At 71.4% G+C, this 15,449-nt stretch carries 13 protein-coding genes and 1 pseudogene; 10 read left to right on the top strand and 4 right to left on the bottom strand.

The genetic code is table 11. The features are described 5' to 3' along the window. Positions 1–1,349: aconitase family protein (locus AB0383_RS05955; RefSeq protein WP_366185500.1), on the bottom strand; the 1,349-nt coding region annotated here is incomplete at its 3' end. 185 nt (positions 1,350–1,534) lie between these two features. On the opposite strand from AB0383_RS05955, the gene AB0383_RS05950 reads away from it, so the two are divergent. After that, positions 1,535–2,503, top strand: a complete 969-nt coding sequence (locus AB0383_RS05950; RefSeq protein ID WP_364182783.1) for a threonine/serine dehydratase — start codon at positions 1,535–1,537, stop codon at positions 2,501–2,503. 65 nt (positions 2,504–2,568) lie between these two features. Here the strand turns inward: AB0383_RS05950 and AB0383_RS05945 are convergent, their stop codons facing one another. Continuing rightward, on the bottom strand, positions 2,569–4,125 hold the full coding sequence (locus AB0383_RS05945) for a gamma-glutamyltransferase (protein ID WP_366185498.1): 1,557 nt from the start codon (positions 4,123–4,125) through the stop codon (positions 2,569–2,571). Positions 4,126–4,240: 115 nt separating this feature from the next. On the opposite strand from AB0383_RS05945, the gene AB0383_RS05940 reads away from it, so the two are divergent. From AB0383_RS05940 to AB0383_RS05905, 8 genes and pseudogenes are all read left to right on the top strand, one after another. Beyond that, a complete protein-coding gene (locus AB0383_RS05940) occupies positions 4,241–5,110 on the top strand; it encodes a MurR/RpiR family transcriptional regulator (protein ID WP_366185496.1) in 870 nt (289 codons plus the stop codon). Positions 5,111–5,130: 20 nt separating this feature from the next. Next, positions 5,131–6,078: a pyridoxal-phosphate dependent enzyme gene (locus tag AB0383_RS05935; protein ID WP_366185494.1), complete on the top strand. Its 948-nt coding sequence runs from the start codon at positions 5,131–5,133 to the stop codon at positions 6,076–6,078. Positions 6,079–6,189: 111 nt separating this feature from the next. Continuing rightward, positions 6,190–7,524 carry a M14 family zinc carboxypeptidase gene (locus tag AB0383_RS05930; RefSeq protein ID WP_366185492.1) on the top strand — a complete coding sequence of 445 codons (1,335 nt, stop codon included), beginning with the start codon at positions 6,190–6,192 and terminating at the stop codon, positions 7,522–7,524. A 200-nt stretch (positions 7,525–7,724) separates the two neighbouring features. Further along, entirely contained in the window at positions 7,725–8,840 is a 1,116-nt protein-coding gene (locus AB0383_RS05925) for an alpha/beta fold hydrolase (RefSeq protein WP_366185490.1), read from the top strand. Between the two features lies 1 nt (position 8,841). Then, positions 8,842–9,735 carry an alpha/beta fold hydrolase gene (locus AB0383_RS05920; RefSeq protein WP_366185488.1) on the top strand — a complete coding sequence of 298 codons (894 nt, stop codon included), beginning with the start codon at positions 8,842–8,844 and terminating at the stop codon, positions 9,733–9,735. A gap of 94 nt (positions 9,736–9,829) precedes the next feature. Continuing rightward, a pseudogene (locus tag AB0383_RS05915) lies at positions 9,830–10,180 on the top strand (enoyl-CoA hydratase/isomerase family protein); the annotation flags it as partial. Between the two features lie 67 nt (positions 10,181–10,247). Next, the gene (locus tag AB0383_RS05910) at positions 10,248–10,535 is read left to right on the top strand and encodes a hypothetical protein (protein ID WP_366185539.1); all 288 of its coding nucleotides are present in this window, start codon (positions 10,248–10,250) and stop codon (positions 10,533–10,535) included. Between the two features lie 164 nt (positions 10,536–10,699). Further along, positions 10,700–11,284 carry a CGNR zinc finger domain-containing protein gene (locus tag AB0383_RS05905; protein WP_364182762.1) on the top strand — a complete coding sequence of 195 codons (585 nt, stop codon included), beginning with the start codon at positions 10,700–10,702 and terminating at the stop codon, positions 11,282–11,284. A gap of 46 nt (positions 11,285–11,330) precedes the next feature. Here the strand turns inward: AB0383_RS05905 and AB0383_RS05900 are convergent, their stop codons facing one another. Further along, complete coding sequence (locus AB0383_RS05900) at positions 11,331–11,888, bottom strand: hypothetical protein (RefSeq protein WP_366185486.1); 558 nt, start codon at positions 11,886–11,888, stop codon at positions 11,331–11,333. Positions 11,889–12,178: 290 nt separating this feature from the next. Between AB0383_RS05900 and AB0383_RS05895 the strand changes: the two genes are divergently transcribed. Then, positions 12,179–14,389 carry a phosphocholine-specific phospholipase C gene (locus AB0383_RS05895; protein ID WP_366185484.1) on the top strand — a complete coding sequence of 737 codons (2,211 nt, stop codon included), beginning with the start codon at positions 12,179–12,181 and terminating at the stop codon, positions 14,387–14,389. A gap of 206 nt (positions 14,390–14,595) precedes the next feature. Here AB0383_RS05895 and AB0383_RS05890 read toward each other — a convergent pair whose 3' ends face one another. Then, entirely contained in the window at positions 14,596–15,192 is a 597-nt protein-coding gene (locus AB0383_RS05890) for a hypothetical protein (protein ID WP_366185482.1), read from the bottom strand. Positions 15,193–15,449 lie beyond the last annotated feature (257 nt).

Here is a 15,449-nt window from a genome sequence, read left to right as displayed (position 1 = left end):
CTTCCGGATGGGGCAGTCGGATCGGCCGGGGGCCGCTCGGACTGCCCCATCCGGAAGCCGGCGCGATCTCGCGGGTGGGTTGAGTCGGCGGGGTTGGGTTCTCGCTCACGGCGGGAAGCGTGCACGTGCGCGATCGCGGCCGTGGCGTTGGCCGGCACGGCGGACAGTGGCACACGGTCCTGGGGGCGCCGGGGGCCGGCGAGAGAAGCCGTCACAGTGGAGAGGTCGATCCGCAGGCGCTCGTCGTAACGCAAGTCCGCCGAAGGATCGTGCCAGAGGCCCTGTTCCTTCGCGTACTTCTCCACGGCGGCGACGTGGTCCGGCGTGCGGCCGGTGAGGCGCAGGTAGCCGGTCGTCGCGGCGTCGATGGGGAACATCGCCGCGGTGGCGCCGAACTCGGGGCACATGTTGGAGATCGTCGCGCGGTGCGCGAGCGGGATGCGCGCCACGGCGTCGCCGGTGAACTCCACGAACTTCCCGACCACGCCGTGCGCGCGCAGGGTTTCCACGACCGTGAGCACGAGGTCGGTCGCGGTCACGCCGGGGCCCAGCTCACCCGTGAGCTCCACCCCGACCACGGGCGGCACCAGCATGCTCAACGGCTGGCCGAGCAGCGCCACCTCCGCCTCGACGCCGCCGACACCCCACGCCAGCACACCCAGCGCGTTGACCATCGTCGTGTGCGAGTCGGTGCCGGCGCAGGTGTCCGGGAACGCCCAGCCGTCGCGGCGTTCCACCACGCTCGCGAGGTACTCGAGGTTGATCTGGTGCATGATCCCGGTGCCGGGCGGCACCACGTGCACGCCGTCGAGCGTCTCGCCCCACTTGAGAAAGCGGTAGCGCTCGGCGTTGCGGGTGTACTCGATCTCGACGTTGCGGCGCAGGGCGTCGGCCCGGCCGGAGACCTCCGTGGCCACGGAGTGGTCCACAGTCAGGTGGCTCGGAATCCGCGGGCGCACGCCGCGGGGATCGCCCCCGGCCGCGGCGACGGCGTCGCGCAGCGCGGCCAGGTCCGTGAGCACGGGCACGCCGTTGGTGTCGTGCAGGAAGACCCGCGACGGGGAGAAGGCGACGACGTCGTGGGCCGCGTCGGACCCGCCGTGCACCAGAGCCGTGATGTGCTCGGCCGTGACGGTGTGGCCGTCTTCGTGCCGCAGGAGGTTTTCCAGCAGGATCTTGTGGCTCAGAGGTAGCCGCTCGGAGCCGGGGACGGCGTCGAGGCGGTGCACCCGGTAGCTCTCGCCGCCGAGGTCGAGGCGGGCGAGGCTCCCGAAGCTGTCGGGTCCCGAGGTGGCTGCGGTGCTCGGCGCCGGGGTGTTCGGCGCGGCGGTATTCGACGCTGTGCTCAAGGCACTCCTTCCATACAGCTTATAGGCTATAATAAGCTCGGAAGTGAGACCAGTGGCCCTGGCGGAGCGTCCGGGGCCCGTCCCCGAATCCCCGAATCCCCGAATCCCCGAATCCCCGAATCCCCGAATCCCCGAATCCCCGAATCCCCGAATCCCCGAATCCCCGAATCCCCGAGGAGCCCAGCGTGCCCACCCTCTTCGACCGCATTCTCGACGCGCACCAGGGCATCCGCCCGCAGGTGCCGGTGAGCACGCTCGAACGCAGCCGGCTGCTGTCGGACGAGCTCGAATGCGATGTGTGGCTCAAGACCGAGCACCTCATGCCCACCGGTTCGTTCAAGGTGCGCGGGTCGGCCAACAAGATCCGCGTGCTCGGCGAGAGCGCGAAGCAGACCGGTGTGATCACCGCGTCGACCGGCAACCACGGCCAGGGCGTGGCCCGCGCCGGCAACCTCGCCGGCGTCGGGGTCACGGTGTACGTCGCCTCCTACACCACGCCGGCCAAGATGGCCGCGATCCGGGCGATGGGGGCCGAGCTCGTGGTGGTCGAGGGAGGTGCGCTCGGCGCCGAGCAGGAGGCGCGCCGGCAGGCGGAGCGCCTCGGTAAGCCGTATGTGGCGCCCTACAACGACCTCGACACCGTCGCGGGCCAGGGCACGCTCGGCGTCGAGCTGGCCGAGCAGGCGCCGGACCTCGACGCCGTGTTCATCTGCACCGGGGGCGGTGGCCTGATCGGCGGCACGGGCACGGCGCTGAAACAGCTGAGCCCGCGGACGAAGGTCGTCGGCGTGTGGCCCGAGGCCTCCACCTGCATGCTCGACTCGCTGAAGGCCGGCGAGATCATCGAGACGCCGGAGTTCCCCACGCTGTCCGACGGTTCGGCCGGCGCGGTGGAGCCCGGCTCCGTCACGTTCGGAATCTGCCAGGAAGTGATCGACGAGACGGTCACGGTCACCGAGCCGGAGATCGCCCGCGCGATGCGGAAGATCGCCGAGGGGGAGCGCTGGATCGTCGAAGGCGCCGCCGGTGTCGCGGTCGCGGGCCTGATCCGCACGGCCGAGCAGTACCGGGGCAAGAAGGTCGCGGTCGTCCTTTGTGGACGGAACGTGGCGCTCGAGACGTTCCTGGGCGCGATGGCTCTCGCGCAGGAGTGAGCCGGGCAGGGTGGCGGGCCGGCGGCTCGCCACCCGGGCCCTTCAACCGGGCCGCAGGCGCCCGGTCACTCCGGGACCACGGCGGCGGAGCCGTCGGAACGGGGGTCGCTACCGGCGGTGAGGGTGCCGTCCGGCGCGATCGAGACGACGTTGGTGTGGCCCAGGAACTCCGTGCGCGCAGGGACTTCCCGCAGCGGGAAGCCGTCGGCGGCGAGGTCCGCCACGGACTCGGGCGCGAGGTCGGCTTCGTGGTGCACGGTGTCGGAGGCCTGGCCCTCGGCCCGCGCGCCGACGACCCAGCGCGGCGCGCTCACGGCTTCGGCCGGCGAGTCGCCGGCGAGCAGCCGCAGCAGCACCTGCGCGTGGATCTGCGGCTGGCCGTGCCCGCCCATCGTCGAGTTGACCCAGCGGACGCGGCCGTTCTCGTGGGTGACGAGCACGGGCATCAGCGTGTGCTTGGGCCGCTTGCCGGGCGCGATGACGTTGGGGGAGCGGGGATCCAGCGAGAAGCTCGTGCCGCGGTTCTGCAGGATGATGCCGGTCTCCGGTTCCAGCACGGCGGCGCCGAAGCTGTCGAACACGCTCTGGATGATCGACACGGCGTAACCCGACGAATCGGCCGCCGCCACGCCCACGGTGTCACCGCGCGGGATCGAGGGAGCCGCCACCACATCGGCTGGGCGCGGGTCTCGCAGTCCCGCGATCAGCTCGGCGAACCCGTCGTTCGCCACGTCCGTGGCGGCGAAGGCCGGGTCGGCCAGCAGGGTGTCTCGCACGCGCGTGCCATCGTGGAACAGCCGGCCCAGTACGGCGGCCGGGGCCGTCCACGGAGTGGTGACGAAGCCCAGTTCGGTGAGGGCCCGCACGGTCCGCAGCAGCGCGAAGCCCTGCGTGTTGGGCGGGCTGGTGTGCACGCGGAAACCGCCGAGCGGTGCGGAAATCGCGGCCGTGTCCCTGGCGACGTACCCGGCGAGGTCGGCTGTCGTGAGTGGACAGTCGAGGGCCTGAAGACCACGGGCCAGAGCCGCGCCCACGGCGCCTTCGTAGAACTCGCCGGGCCCGCCGGCCGCGATCGCGCTCAGCGAATCCGCGAGACGTGGCTGCACGAGCAGGTCGCCTTCGCGAAGGGACGCACCGAACACCGTGCGCGAGCCGGCATCGGCGTCGAGGAGCGCCCGGTCCGTCACGAGCGCGGCGGCGAGCGAGCGCGCCACGGGGACGCCTTCGGCCGCGTACCCGATCGCGGCGGCGAACTGCGCGGACCAGTCCAGCGCGGCTCCGTGACCGCGCAGCGCCTCCCAGCCGCGTACCGCGCCGGGCACGGTGATGGTGTCGGGCCCGCGTTCCGGCAGCCGCTCGCCGTGGCGGGCGCGCAGTGCGGCGAGGTCGCGGGCGGCCGGCGCCGTGCCGGTCGCGTTCACGCAGGTGATCGAGCCGTCGGGGGTGCGCACGAGGGCCACGAGGTCACCGCCGAGAGCGGTGTTGTGGGGGTAGACGACGGTGAGTGCCGTGGCGGCCGCGAGCGCCGCGTCGATGGCGTTGCCGCCCGCGCGGAAGGCCTGTTCTCCCGCACGGGTGGCGAGGGTGTGCGGCGAGGCGATGGCGCCGGTGATCGGGGACAAAGCAGCTCCTTCTGCGCGGCGGGCGGGTGTGCGCGGCGAGGCCCGGGGCAGTCCCGGCCCGGCGGGGTAAGCTGCGGTCACTGTAGCAGTGACGACAGAAACGGCACTAGCTGAATTGGATACTTCAGAACCGCGCACCCTCGCCAGCCGGGTGAACCACGAGTGGACCCGGCTGAGCAAGACCGAACGCGTCGTCGCGCGGTACCTCGTCGCGTCGCCGCCGCAGCGGATCATGCTGGCCACCGCCGGCGACATCGGCCGCACCACGGGCACGAGCGACGCCACGGTCGTCCGCACCGCGCGCCGGCTCGGGTACGCCGGTCTCCCGGACCTCAAAGCCGCGCTGGGCGCAAACTTCACCACGACCGCGCCACCGCAGATCAGCGAACGCCTCCAGCTCTCCCGCACGGCGCGGGACTTCTCCGCCACGGCGGAACGGGTCCTGGGTGACGCCCGCGAGCGGATCACCGGGCTCGGCCGCAAGACCGACCCGGCCGCGCTGGCGAAGGCGCTGCAGCTCATCGCTCCCGCGGCCACCGTCTTCTGCTACGGCTGGGGTGTCAACGAGCTGAGTGCCCGCTACCTCGCCCTGAAGCTGAACCGCATCGGCAAGTTCGCGGTCTTCTCCGGCGCCACCGGCTTCACCCTCGCCGACGACCTGCTCAGCCTCTCGGCCCGCCACGCCGTGGTGATCTTCGCGCCCGGCCGCGCCTTGCCGGAGCTGGAGCTGCTCGTGGCTCACGCCCGCGCCGCCGGGGCCGGGCTGATCCTCGTGACCGAGAACCTCGGCGAGGAGCTCACCGGTGCTGTCGACGTCGTCCTGCGCGACGAGGCGTCCGCGGGCGGGCTCACCGCCGAACCGCTTGGCGGGATGCTGCTGGCCGACATGCTCGTGCTCGCCACGATGGCCGTCGGGCGCGACCCCGCCGTCGACACCTACGAACTGCTCACCCGCCTGCGCCGCGAACTCGCCCCGGAAGCCTGACCCGTCCCCGAAGGAGAGCCATGCCCCTGATCGCCGACGCCATCCTCGACCAGGCAAGGGAAACGGTCACACGTCACCTCGCGCCGACCCCGCTCCTGCCCTTTCACTCCGCCGGACTCGACGTGCCGGTGTTCCTGAAGTACGAGGGCGCGCAGCCCACCGGCTCGTTCAAGGTCCGCGGCGGCGTCACCGCCCTCACCGCGTACGCCGCCGACGGCACCCCGGTCGTCACGGCGTCGGCGGGCAACCACGCGCTCGGCGTCGCGCACGCGTCGCGGCTGCTCGGCGCGCAGTCCACAGTGGTCGTTCCCGAAGACGGTTCCCCGGCCAAGATCTCGGCGCTGCGCACCTACCCGGTGGACCTCCTGCTCGCGCCGGGCGGCTACGACGGCGCGGAAGCGAAGGCCCTGGAGCTCGCGGCCGGCGGGATGAAGTTCGTGTCCGCCTACAACGACCCGTACGTGATCGCCGGCCAGAGCACCCTCGTCGGCGAGGTCGCCGACAGCTTCGACGAGGATTTCACGATCGTCGTGCCCACGGGTTCGGGCGGGCTGCTGGCCGGCACGGCTCTCGGCGCCCGTCGCGCGAAACCGGACGTGCGCGTGGTCGGCGTCGAGTCCGCGGCGTGCCACGCCGTGTCCGCGGCGGTCGCGGCGGGACACCTCGTGACCGTGCCGGTGGGGGACACCATCGCCGACGGGCTGGTCGGCAACCTAGAGCCGGGCACCATCACGCCGGACATCGTGCGCGAGGCCGGCGTCGAGCTGGTCGACGTGGACGAGCCCGCGATCCGCCGCTCGGTCCGCGAGTTCGCCCTCACTGCGGGACTGGTGGCGGAGGGTTCGTCGGCCGCGGCTCTGGCCGCGTTGCGGGCGGGCCTGGTCCCGCTCGACCGGCCGATCGTGCTCGTGGTGTCCGGGCGCAACATCGCGGCCGAGCTGCTTGCCACGATCCTCACGGAGGGCTGATCGGGAGTTCCGACTTTCGTGGGTGTGCCGGGTTTGTCCTGGGCCGCCACACTGTGCGTTGCGAGACGGTCACCGTCGGTCCGTCCCCTGATACATCCGTGAGGAGCCCCGATGAAGGTCAGGTCGTCGTGGAAGGCCGCGCTGGCGGCGGTCGGAGTGCTGGTGGCGGGCCTGTCCGGGGGCCCCGTCGGCGCCACGGCCGCCGTGCCCGGGTCCGGCGCGCCGGTGTTCTGGCGGGTGCCGGTGACCGCGGACCAGCTGGCGGGGCTCGCGCGCGCCGGGTTCGACGTCGCCGAGTCCGACCGCGAGGCCGCGTACGTCGTGGGGGACCAGGCCGTGGCCCGGAAGCTGCGGACGCTGGGATATCAGCCGTCGTACTTCGACACCGTCTACAAGGACGTGCCCGCCGCGTCAGCGCGTGCGGCCGCGGCCGACACCTTCTACGGCGGCTACCGCACCGTGGCCGCGCAGGAAGCGCACCTGACCCAGGTCGCCTCGGCGCACCCGGACCTCGCGACCGTGTACACGCTCGGCCCGTCGTGGAAGAAGACCAAGGGCCAGGGCGGCCACGATCTGAAAGCCATCTGTCTCAGCAAGAAGCAGGCCGGCGACTGCACGCTGTCCACGACCTCGGCCAAGCCGAAGTTCGTGCTGATGGCCCAGATCCACGCGCGCGAGATCTCGACCGGCGAACTCGCGTGGCGCTGGATCGACTACCTCGCCGACGGTTACGCGAGCGACTCGACCGCGAAGTCCATTCTGGACACTACCGAGGTGTGGGTGATCCCGATCGCCAACCCGGACGGCGTGGACATCGTGGCCTCGGGTGGCAACTCGCCCAAGCTGCAGCGCAAGAACGCCGACAATGCCCGCGGCGGCTGCTCCGGCACCAACGTCGGCATCGACGTGAACCGCAACTCCTCTTATCAGTGGGGCGGGGACTCGAACTCGCCGTGCGCCGAGACCTACCAGGGCGCGAGCGCCGGTTCGGAGCCGGAAACCCAGGCGCTGGAGAAGTTCTTCCGCGCGATCTACCCCGTGCAGCGCGGCACCGGCAACAACGACCCGGCGCCGGCGACCGCGCGCGGCACGATGATCACGCTGCACAGCTACGGCAACGACATCGTGATCCCGTGGGGCTTCACCCAGGCGACTTCGCCCAACGACGCGCAGTACCGCAAGCTGGGTGCGAAGTTCACCGCCTCCAACGGTTACCTCGTGGGCACCAACCGCGAGACCGTCGGCTACGACACGAGCGGCACGACCGACGACTTCACCTACGGCACCCTCGGCGTCGCGAGCTTCACCTTCGAGGTCGGTGCGTCGAGCGGCACGTGCGGCGGGTTCCTGCCGAAGTACTCCTGTGTGGACAGCACGTTCTGGCCGAAGAACAAGGGCGCGTTCATCACCGCCGCGCAGGCGGCCGCCGCGCCGTACCGGCAGTGAGTACGAGCTACCATCTCCGTTCACTTCTGTCGTAACTCGGCACGAAGACGGCCTGAAACCGGGAACTTCCGGACGCCGACACTGTGATCTGTGGTCGGAGTCACCTTTTCTGACTCCTGACACGACAGAGGCTAACAGTCTACGGTTGGGTCATTCACCGGCAGTCGCCGACGCCGGGACGACCTGATCGGGGAAGATCCATGGCCGAACCGACCGTCTTCGTGCACGGGTTCCTCGACGATCGCCGGGTCTGGGACGGGGTCGTCGAGGCGCTCCCGGTCGACGGCGAGTACGTGGCCCTGGACCTCGCCGGCAGCGGCGACCGTGCGGCGGAGGCCGGGCCGTTCACCTACGACCGGTTCACGGCCGACGTTCTGTCCACTGTGGACGCAATCGGCGGCCCGTTCCTGCTGGTGGGCCACAGCATGGGCTCGGCCGTGGCCGAGCTCGTCGCGGCGGCACGGCCCGAGCTGACCAGCGGGCTGGTGCTCGTGAACCCGGTGCCCCTGGCGGGCACTCGCCTGCCCGACGAGGCCGTCGAACCGTTCCGCTCGCTGGGCGAGGCCGGAGCCGAGGCGCAGCGCGCGGCGCGGGCGAACCTCTCGCCGAACCTGAGCGCCGAGACCTCCGAACGCATCGGCGCGGCCGGCCTGCGCCTGCGTCCCGAGGTGGTGCGCGCGTTCGCCTCCTGCTGGAACAACGGCGCTCCGGAAGGGCACGCGCCGAGCGGGTACCCGGGTCCGGTGCTCATCGTGCGCGGCGGGGACGACCCGTTCGTCACGGCGGACCTCGTGGCCGGCGCCGTCGCACCCCGCTTCGCCGCGCCCGTCACGGAGGTGGTCGGCGGCGCGGGCCACTGGACGCACGCGGAGGCACCCGCCCGTCTCGCCGAGCTGATCGCGCGCTTCGCCGGTGGCCAGGCGCGCGGCTGGGCCGCGGGCTTCTCGCGCAAGACCGCCGACGCGTTCGGCGAGACTTTTGCCGAGGACGTGGTCCTCGAAGCCGGCACGCTGCTCGAGCCCGTCGAAGGCCGGGAGAACGTGCAGCGCGTGATGGCCGCCGCCAGCGGGACCTACGAGTCGCTGAAGTTCACGCACCAGACCGAGTCCGGCGCGCGCACCTACCTCGAGTGGGAGGCCGTGGCCTTCGGCGGCGCGACCCTGCTCGGCGTCACCGTGCTGACGAAGGACGACGCGGGCCGGATCGTGCACGCGGCCATCCACCACCGCCCGCTCGGCGGCGCGCTCAAGTTCTCCGCGGAGCTGGGCAGGCGCCTGCCCGACCTCCCGGGCGCCCACTTCCACCAGGAGGCCTGACATGACCACACGAAGCGACATCGAGTTCGCCGGCGAGGACGGCGTGACCCTGCGCGGCTGGCTGTTCGTGCCCGACGCGCCAGGGCCGCGGCCCGCCATCACCATGGCCCACGGCTACGCCGGCGTGAAAGAGCACGGCCTCGAGCCCTTCGCCGAGGCGTTCGCCGACGCCGGGTTCGTGGTGCTGGTGCACGACCACCGCACGTTCGGCGCCAGCGACGGCACCCCGCGCCAGGACGTGGACCCCTGGCGCCAGATCGCCGACTGGCGCCGTGCCATCACCTTCCTCGAAGCCCGCCCCGAGGTCGACCCGGAGCGGATCGGCTTGTGGGGCACCAGTTACGCCGGCGGCCACGCGATCGTGCTGGGAGCCACCGACCGGCGGCTCAAAGCAGTGGTCGCGCAGGTGCCGACGATCAGCGGGGTCGAGCAGGGCCGGCGCCGCGTGCCGCCGGACGGCGTCGCCGCGCTGGAGCGCGCGTTCGCCGAGGACGACCGCGCCGTCGGGCGGGGTGAACCCCCGCGCAGCCAGACGATCGTGAGCGCGGACCCGGCCGTGCCCGCCTCCTACCGCGCGCCGGACGCGGTCGGGTTCTACCTGCAGGACATCCCCGAGGGCATCTGGGAGAACCAGGTCACCGTGCGCTCCACGCGCGCCGCGCGGATGTATGAGCCGGGCGCGTGGGTCAGCCGTGTGTCGCCGACGCCGCTGCTGCTGGTCGTCGCGTTGAACGACACGATCACCGTGACCGACCTGGCGCTCGCCGCGTACGAACGCGCCCTGCAGCCGAAGGGGCTCGAACTGATCCCGGGCGGGCACTTCGACCCGTACGTCGCCGAGTTTGCCCGCTCCAGCGCCGCCGCGCGGTCCTGGTTCGAGCAGCACCTGTCCTGAGGAGCCCGCCGTGCCCCAGCTTTCCCTGTCGCGAGACGGCGACGTCGCTGTGCTCACGCTCGACAACCCGCCGCAGAACCGCATCGGCGTCCCGATGACGACGGAGCTCGTGGCCGCCGTCGACGAGATCACCGGCAGCGGCGTCCGCGCCGTCGTGCTGCGCGCCGAAGGCCCCGACTTCAGCTACGGCGGCGACATCGTGCCGTGGGAAGGGCAGGACGGGCGCGAGCTGCGCGCGTCGTTCGAGCACTTCCTGCGCGCCTTCAACGCGTTCGAGCAGCTGCCGGTGCCGGTGATCGCCGCGGTGCACGGGTTGTGCTTCGGCGGCGGCTTCGAGCTGGCGCTGCGGGCCGACGTGCTCTTCGCCGGCGAGTCGGCCCGGTTCGGCCACCCCGAGCAGATGCTGGGGATCGTGACGCTGCTGGGCGGGATCCACCGCGTCGCCGCGCGGGCGGGCCGGGCGCGGGCGATGGAGTGGGCGCTCACCTCAGAACCGGTGCCGGCGGGCGGTGATGGCCGAGGCCGGCGTCGTCAACCGGGTCGTGCCGGACGAGCAGGTGTTCACCGAGGCGCTGGCGTTCGCGCGCCGTGTGGCGCAGGGCCCGACCCGGGCGCACGCCGTGCACAAGGCCCTGCTGCGCACGTGGGAGGTCGGCGGCACGGCGGCCGCGGACCAGGTGCTGTTCGACCTCTCGATGCCCCTGTTCGAGACCGACGACGTGCGGCGCGGCCTGGCGTCGGCGATCGCCGCGTACAAGGCGGGGCAGCCGCGGCCGGTGCCGACGTTCGACGGGCACTGAGTTGTTCAAGGGGCGGGGTGCTTTCAAGGACAGCGACGCAGCCGAATGCCGTCCGCCTGCGTCGCGCGGGGCGGAATGCCGTTTCTGTCTTACGTGCAGCTCGGAGGCGGTATAGTCAAGCCGACAGAGTTGACGACGTGATGGCTCTGCCGGGAGGAGTACGGATGAACTGGCCGGCGACGGATCGCTACGAGCTCGAGGTGAGCCCGGGCGGGCTGGGCTTCGTGCACGACCTGCTCAACACGCTCTCGGCCGGCAAGCCCCGCGAAAAAGACCTGCTCGCCGAGGTCGGCGACGCGCAGAAGTGGCTGGACAGCGCGCTGGAGCGGTGGGCGGGGGCCACCGAACGCCCGGCCGAACGCGTCGAGCTGTCCGGCGACGACGTCGAGCGCCTGCGCGACCTGCGCGAAGAGCTGCGCGACTTCACCGACCACGACCCCGAATCCGGCGCGGCCCTGCTGCACAGCGCGCCCGTGCTGCTGCAGCCCGGCGCCGACGGCTGGATCCGGCCCGAGCCGCGCGGCACCGGCTGGCGGCGCGTGGCGTCGATCGTGCTGATCGAGGTGCTGGAGGCGCAGCGCGCCGACCGCTGGCGGCGCCTCAAGACCTGCCGCAACAAGCGCTGCGCGGTCGCCTTCTACGACCGCTCCCGTAACAACAGCGGCGTGTGGCACAACGTGCAGATCTGCGGCAACGCGGTCAACCTGCGCGCCTACCGCGCCCGCCGGCGTACCCAACAGGGCACCTGACCCGAGATGGGTGCCCCGGTCCGGCAGGCCCGGGCACCCGTCTCGGTCAGTACGGCATCTCGTGGATGTCGGTGATCTGGTCGGCGGCGTTCACAGCGGCGTCGGCGAAAAGCCCGCTGCCGCTGTACCGGCTCAGCACGCTCTGCAACTCGATCCCGGTCGAGCACTCGGTCGGCGGGCAGGTCTCGAACGGGAAGCCGGCGCGGTCGACGGACTCGATCGTCGCGTTCGGGGCCAGCGGCAGCCGGTGCGGACCCGGCACGTCGACGAGGCGCGGGCCGGCCCCGCCGTTCGGCGCCAGCGTGACCAGGAAGAACTCCGCCATCCCGCTCGCGCGGTCGTAGCGGGTGAACCGCACTTCGAGGCTCTTGCCCGGGAACTTCAGCCCGGCCGCGGCCGCTGCTACCGGCTGCTGGGACTGGCCCGGCTGCTGCGTGGAAGAAGACGGGCCCCGCGTCGCGCTCGGGGCCGCGGAGGGGGACAACGGGGCTGACGGAACCGGTGCCGGCGGTGCGGCGGGCGCACCCGAGCACGCGGTGGCGAGCATCGCCGCCGAGACGGAAGCGGCGGCGAGAGCGCCTCTGAACACGGTTGTCCGCGTCATGTGATCATTCCCCCAGGATTCGCGAAAAGCTTGCTGTCGCGGGCAAAGACGGCTGTGCGCGCCCCGCGTTGCGGCTGTGATCAACCCGTGACGCACGGGTGCCCTCGCGGTGGCCGGCTGTCCGCTCTGTCCGGTGTGGACTGCGCCGGTCGGACGAGCCCGGCCACGGTTCCGACGCCCGTCGGGGAGTGTTCAGGTCGAGTTCGCCCCGAACCAGTTCCGCGACCGTAGGTTTCGGCCGTCCCACGGGCTCTCTCGCGCGTGCCGGCCGTTACCGGAGGTTCTCACCCATGTCCGATCTTTCCCGAAGAGGTTTCCTCGGCGCTGCCGCGGCGGTCACCGGTGCCGCGGTCGTCGGCGCCGGCGGGCTGGCCGCCAACGAAGCCAAGGCGTCGCCCCGGCCGGCCGTCCCGTCGAAGCGGTACGGCGACCTGCGGGACATCAAGCACGTGGTGATCCTGATGCAGGAGAACCGCAGCTTCGACCACTACTTCGGCTCGCTGAAGGGCGTTCGAGGCTTCGGCGACCGCTCGGCGATCACGCTGCCCGGCGGCAACTCGGTGTTCCAGCAGCCGACGACGGCGCCCACCACCCCGGCCGGCGGTACCCAGTTCCCGTGGAAGCTGTCCGACGCCAAGGTGTCGCAGTACCCGGCCAGCCACCAGCCGCCCACCTCCGAGGTCGGTGCGCAGGGCTACGGCGGCACCTCGCACAGCTGGGACGACCAGCACGGCGCCTGGTACGGCGGCCTCATGAACGGCTGGTACTACGCCAAGGGCGGCCCGACCACGCTCGGGTACCTCGACCGCTCGGACATCCCGTGGCACTACGCGCTGGCCGACACCTACACCGTCGGCGACGCCTACCACTGCTCCGTGCTCAGCGCGACCGGCCCGAACCGCACCTACCTGTGGAGCGGTTCGATCAACGCCGCCAAGAAGCACGGCGACTACGTGGCCTTCAACGGTGGCGACGAGCTCGGCAAGCACCTGCTGTGGGAGAGCTACGCCGAAACCCTGCAGAAGACCGGCTACAGCTGGAAGGTCTACCAGGGCTCCGACAACTACGGTGACAACGGCGTCGAGTACTTCGACACCTTCGCCAAGCTCGACCCGTCGCAGGGCGGCACCGCCGCGCCCGGCAACGTGTTCTACGACAACGGCGTGGCGATCGTCCCCGAGCCGCACACCGGCCTGAGCGCCAACGCCGACAACCTCACCGACGCCCTGCGCGCCGACGTGGTCGCGGGCAAGCTGGCGAAGGTCTCGTGGATGGTCACGAACCAGGCCTTCTCCGAGCACCCGGACGGTTCGCCGAACGACGGTGCCTACTACGTCAACAACGTCCTCGAGGCCCTCAACGCCGACCCCGAGGTCTTCAACTCGACGCTCGTGATCATCGACTACGACGAGAACGACGGCCAGTTCGACCACGTGCCGCCGCCCGTGCCCGCACCCGGCGCCGACGAAGACGAGTTCTACCTCGAGGCCACCGGTGCGCTCGCCAGTGCCGTCCTCACGAAGCCGATGCCCGTGGGCCTCGGCTTCCGCGTGCCGCTGCTGCTGATCTCGCCGTGGACCCGCGGTGGCTGGGTGACCTCGGAGGTCTCAGACCACACCTCGGTGATCCAGTTCCTGGAGAAATGGACCGAGGCGCTCGGCAAAACCGCGCACTGCCCGAACATCAGCGCGTGGCGCCGCAGCGTGTGCGGTGACCTCACCGGCTCGTTCGACTTCCACTCGCCGGTGTACGGCCTGCCGCGGCTGCCGAAGACCACCGTGATCGGCGACCCGGCCGGCGGTTCGTACCAGCCGCCGGTGACCACGAACAAGATGCCGAAGCAGGAGGCGGGCACCAAGAAGGCCCGCGCTCTGCCGTACCAGCCGAACGCGAATCTCGACGGGTTCTCCGGTGCAAACGGCGTGACGCAGGCGAAGCTGTCGTTCAGCAACAACGGCAAGCACGTGCGCAAGGCCAGCCACTTCGCCGTGTACGACAACACCCAGGCGACCCCGTCGCTCAAGGACTACCCGGCGAAGTTCCCGGGCCAGTACACGGTCGCGCCGTCGAGCACGATCTGGGACAAGACCGTGCCGGGTTCGGTGCAACTCGCCGGCAACCGCTACGACATCACGGTGGTGGGCCCGAACCGGTTCCTGCGCCAGTTCACCGGCGACCTCGACGCCGCGGGTCAGACCGCGCAGGTCACCGCCGCCTACTTCGACGGCATCCTCGGCTTCGGCTCGCGGCCGCGGCTGCTGCTGGAGCTGGAGAACAACGGTTCGCGGCCGGTCACCTTCACCGTGAAGCACAACCAGTACTCGGACGACCGCCCGAAGACCTACCGCGTGTCCGCGCACGGCCGCACGCTGCACTCGGTCGACCCGTGCGGTTCGGACCACGGCTGGTACGACGTGACCGTGACCCTGGACGGCGACAAGTCCTGGTCGCGTCGCTACGTGGGCCACCTCGAGGACGGTTCGGACAGCATCACCGGCTGACGCCCGAGGAATGGCAAGGGCGCGGGTGCGCGAGGGAAGGCTCGCGCACCCGCGCCCACACCAGGTCATCGCCCGGGCCCGCCGCGGCGCACCCGCCACAGCGGTGGAGTGCCCGTTTCTCGTGGCGGACTGCCCGAAGGACACGTGCGTTTCCCGGCCGCGTGTCACGTGGCCGAACAGCCGGCCTCAGCCGGGACGGCCGCGGCTCAGCTGGTGATCTCGATGTCGGGCAGCTCGTCGAGCTTGCCCCTCGGCAGCTCCTCGACGGCGGCGAACACCTTCTTCTGGTGCTCCTTGATGCGCTCGTCGAGCAGGCGGCTCAGCTCGAAGGCGAGCCGGCCGGTCTGGCGGACGGTGAGATCGTCGACGAGCGGGTGGACCGCCGAGGTGATCACGATGCCGTCGGGGCTCCCGTCGGCCGCCTGCGAGACGCCGATCGAGTAGACCTCGCGCGGGTTGGCCTCGCCGAGCACCAGGTGCTTGCGGATCTTGCGCAGCAGCCCGTGCCACTCGAACACCTCGCCCTGCACACCGGTGGCCTTGAGGTCGTCTTCGGTCAGGCCCATGCCGCGTTCACCGGGGCGGAAGCAGCGCGCGTAGGAGTTCAGGGCCGAGACCCACAGCGATTCGATCAGCACGGGGTCGCGTTGTGCCTCGCCGCGTTCGAGCTCGACGACCAGGCGTTCGCAACAGCGCAGCGTGAACTGCAGGTCGTCGAAGATCGCCGCGAGGTCGGCCAGCGCGAGCGCCAGCGGAGTCCTGAGCTGGCGCGCGTTCTTGACCGGTGCCGTGGGTTGGGACATCCCGGGACGCTCCTGTCCTGCCGGTACGAGTGTTGCCGCCATCACACCGCACCTCGGCACGGGTGGGTGTCTCAATGTGCGACAGGATCGTCAGCCCCGGCTCAATTTTTGGTCCCGGCTCCGCCAGGACGTGCGAGATCGCCTTTGAGTCGATGTTTCGTCGGCGCGGTCGGATCGGCCTGGCGGCCGATCGAACCGCCCCGACGAAACACCGACGCGATCTCGCTGGTGGGTTGCGTCGGTCGTTCTGTTGTTGA

The organism is Amycolatopsis sp. NPDC051373 (genome assembly GCF_040689465.1).
Taxonomy (GTDB): Bacteria; Actinomycetota; Actinomycetes; order Mycobacteriales; family Pseudonocardiaceae; genus Amycolatopsis.
The sequence above is the reverse complement of the archived record's forward strand: the minus strand, read 5'-3'. Positions and strand labels throughout refer to the sequence as shown.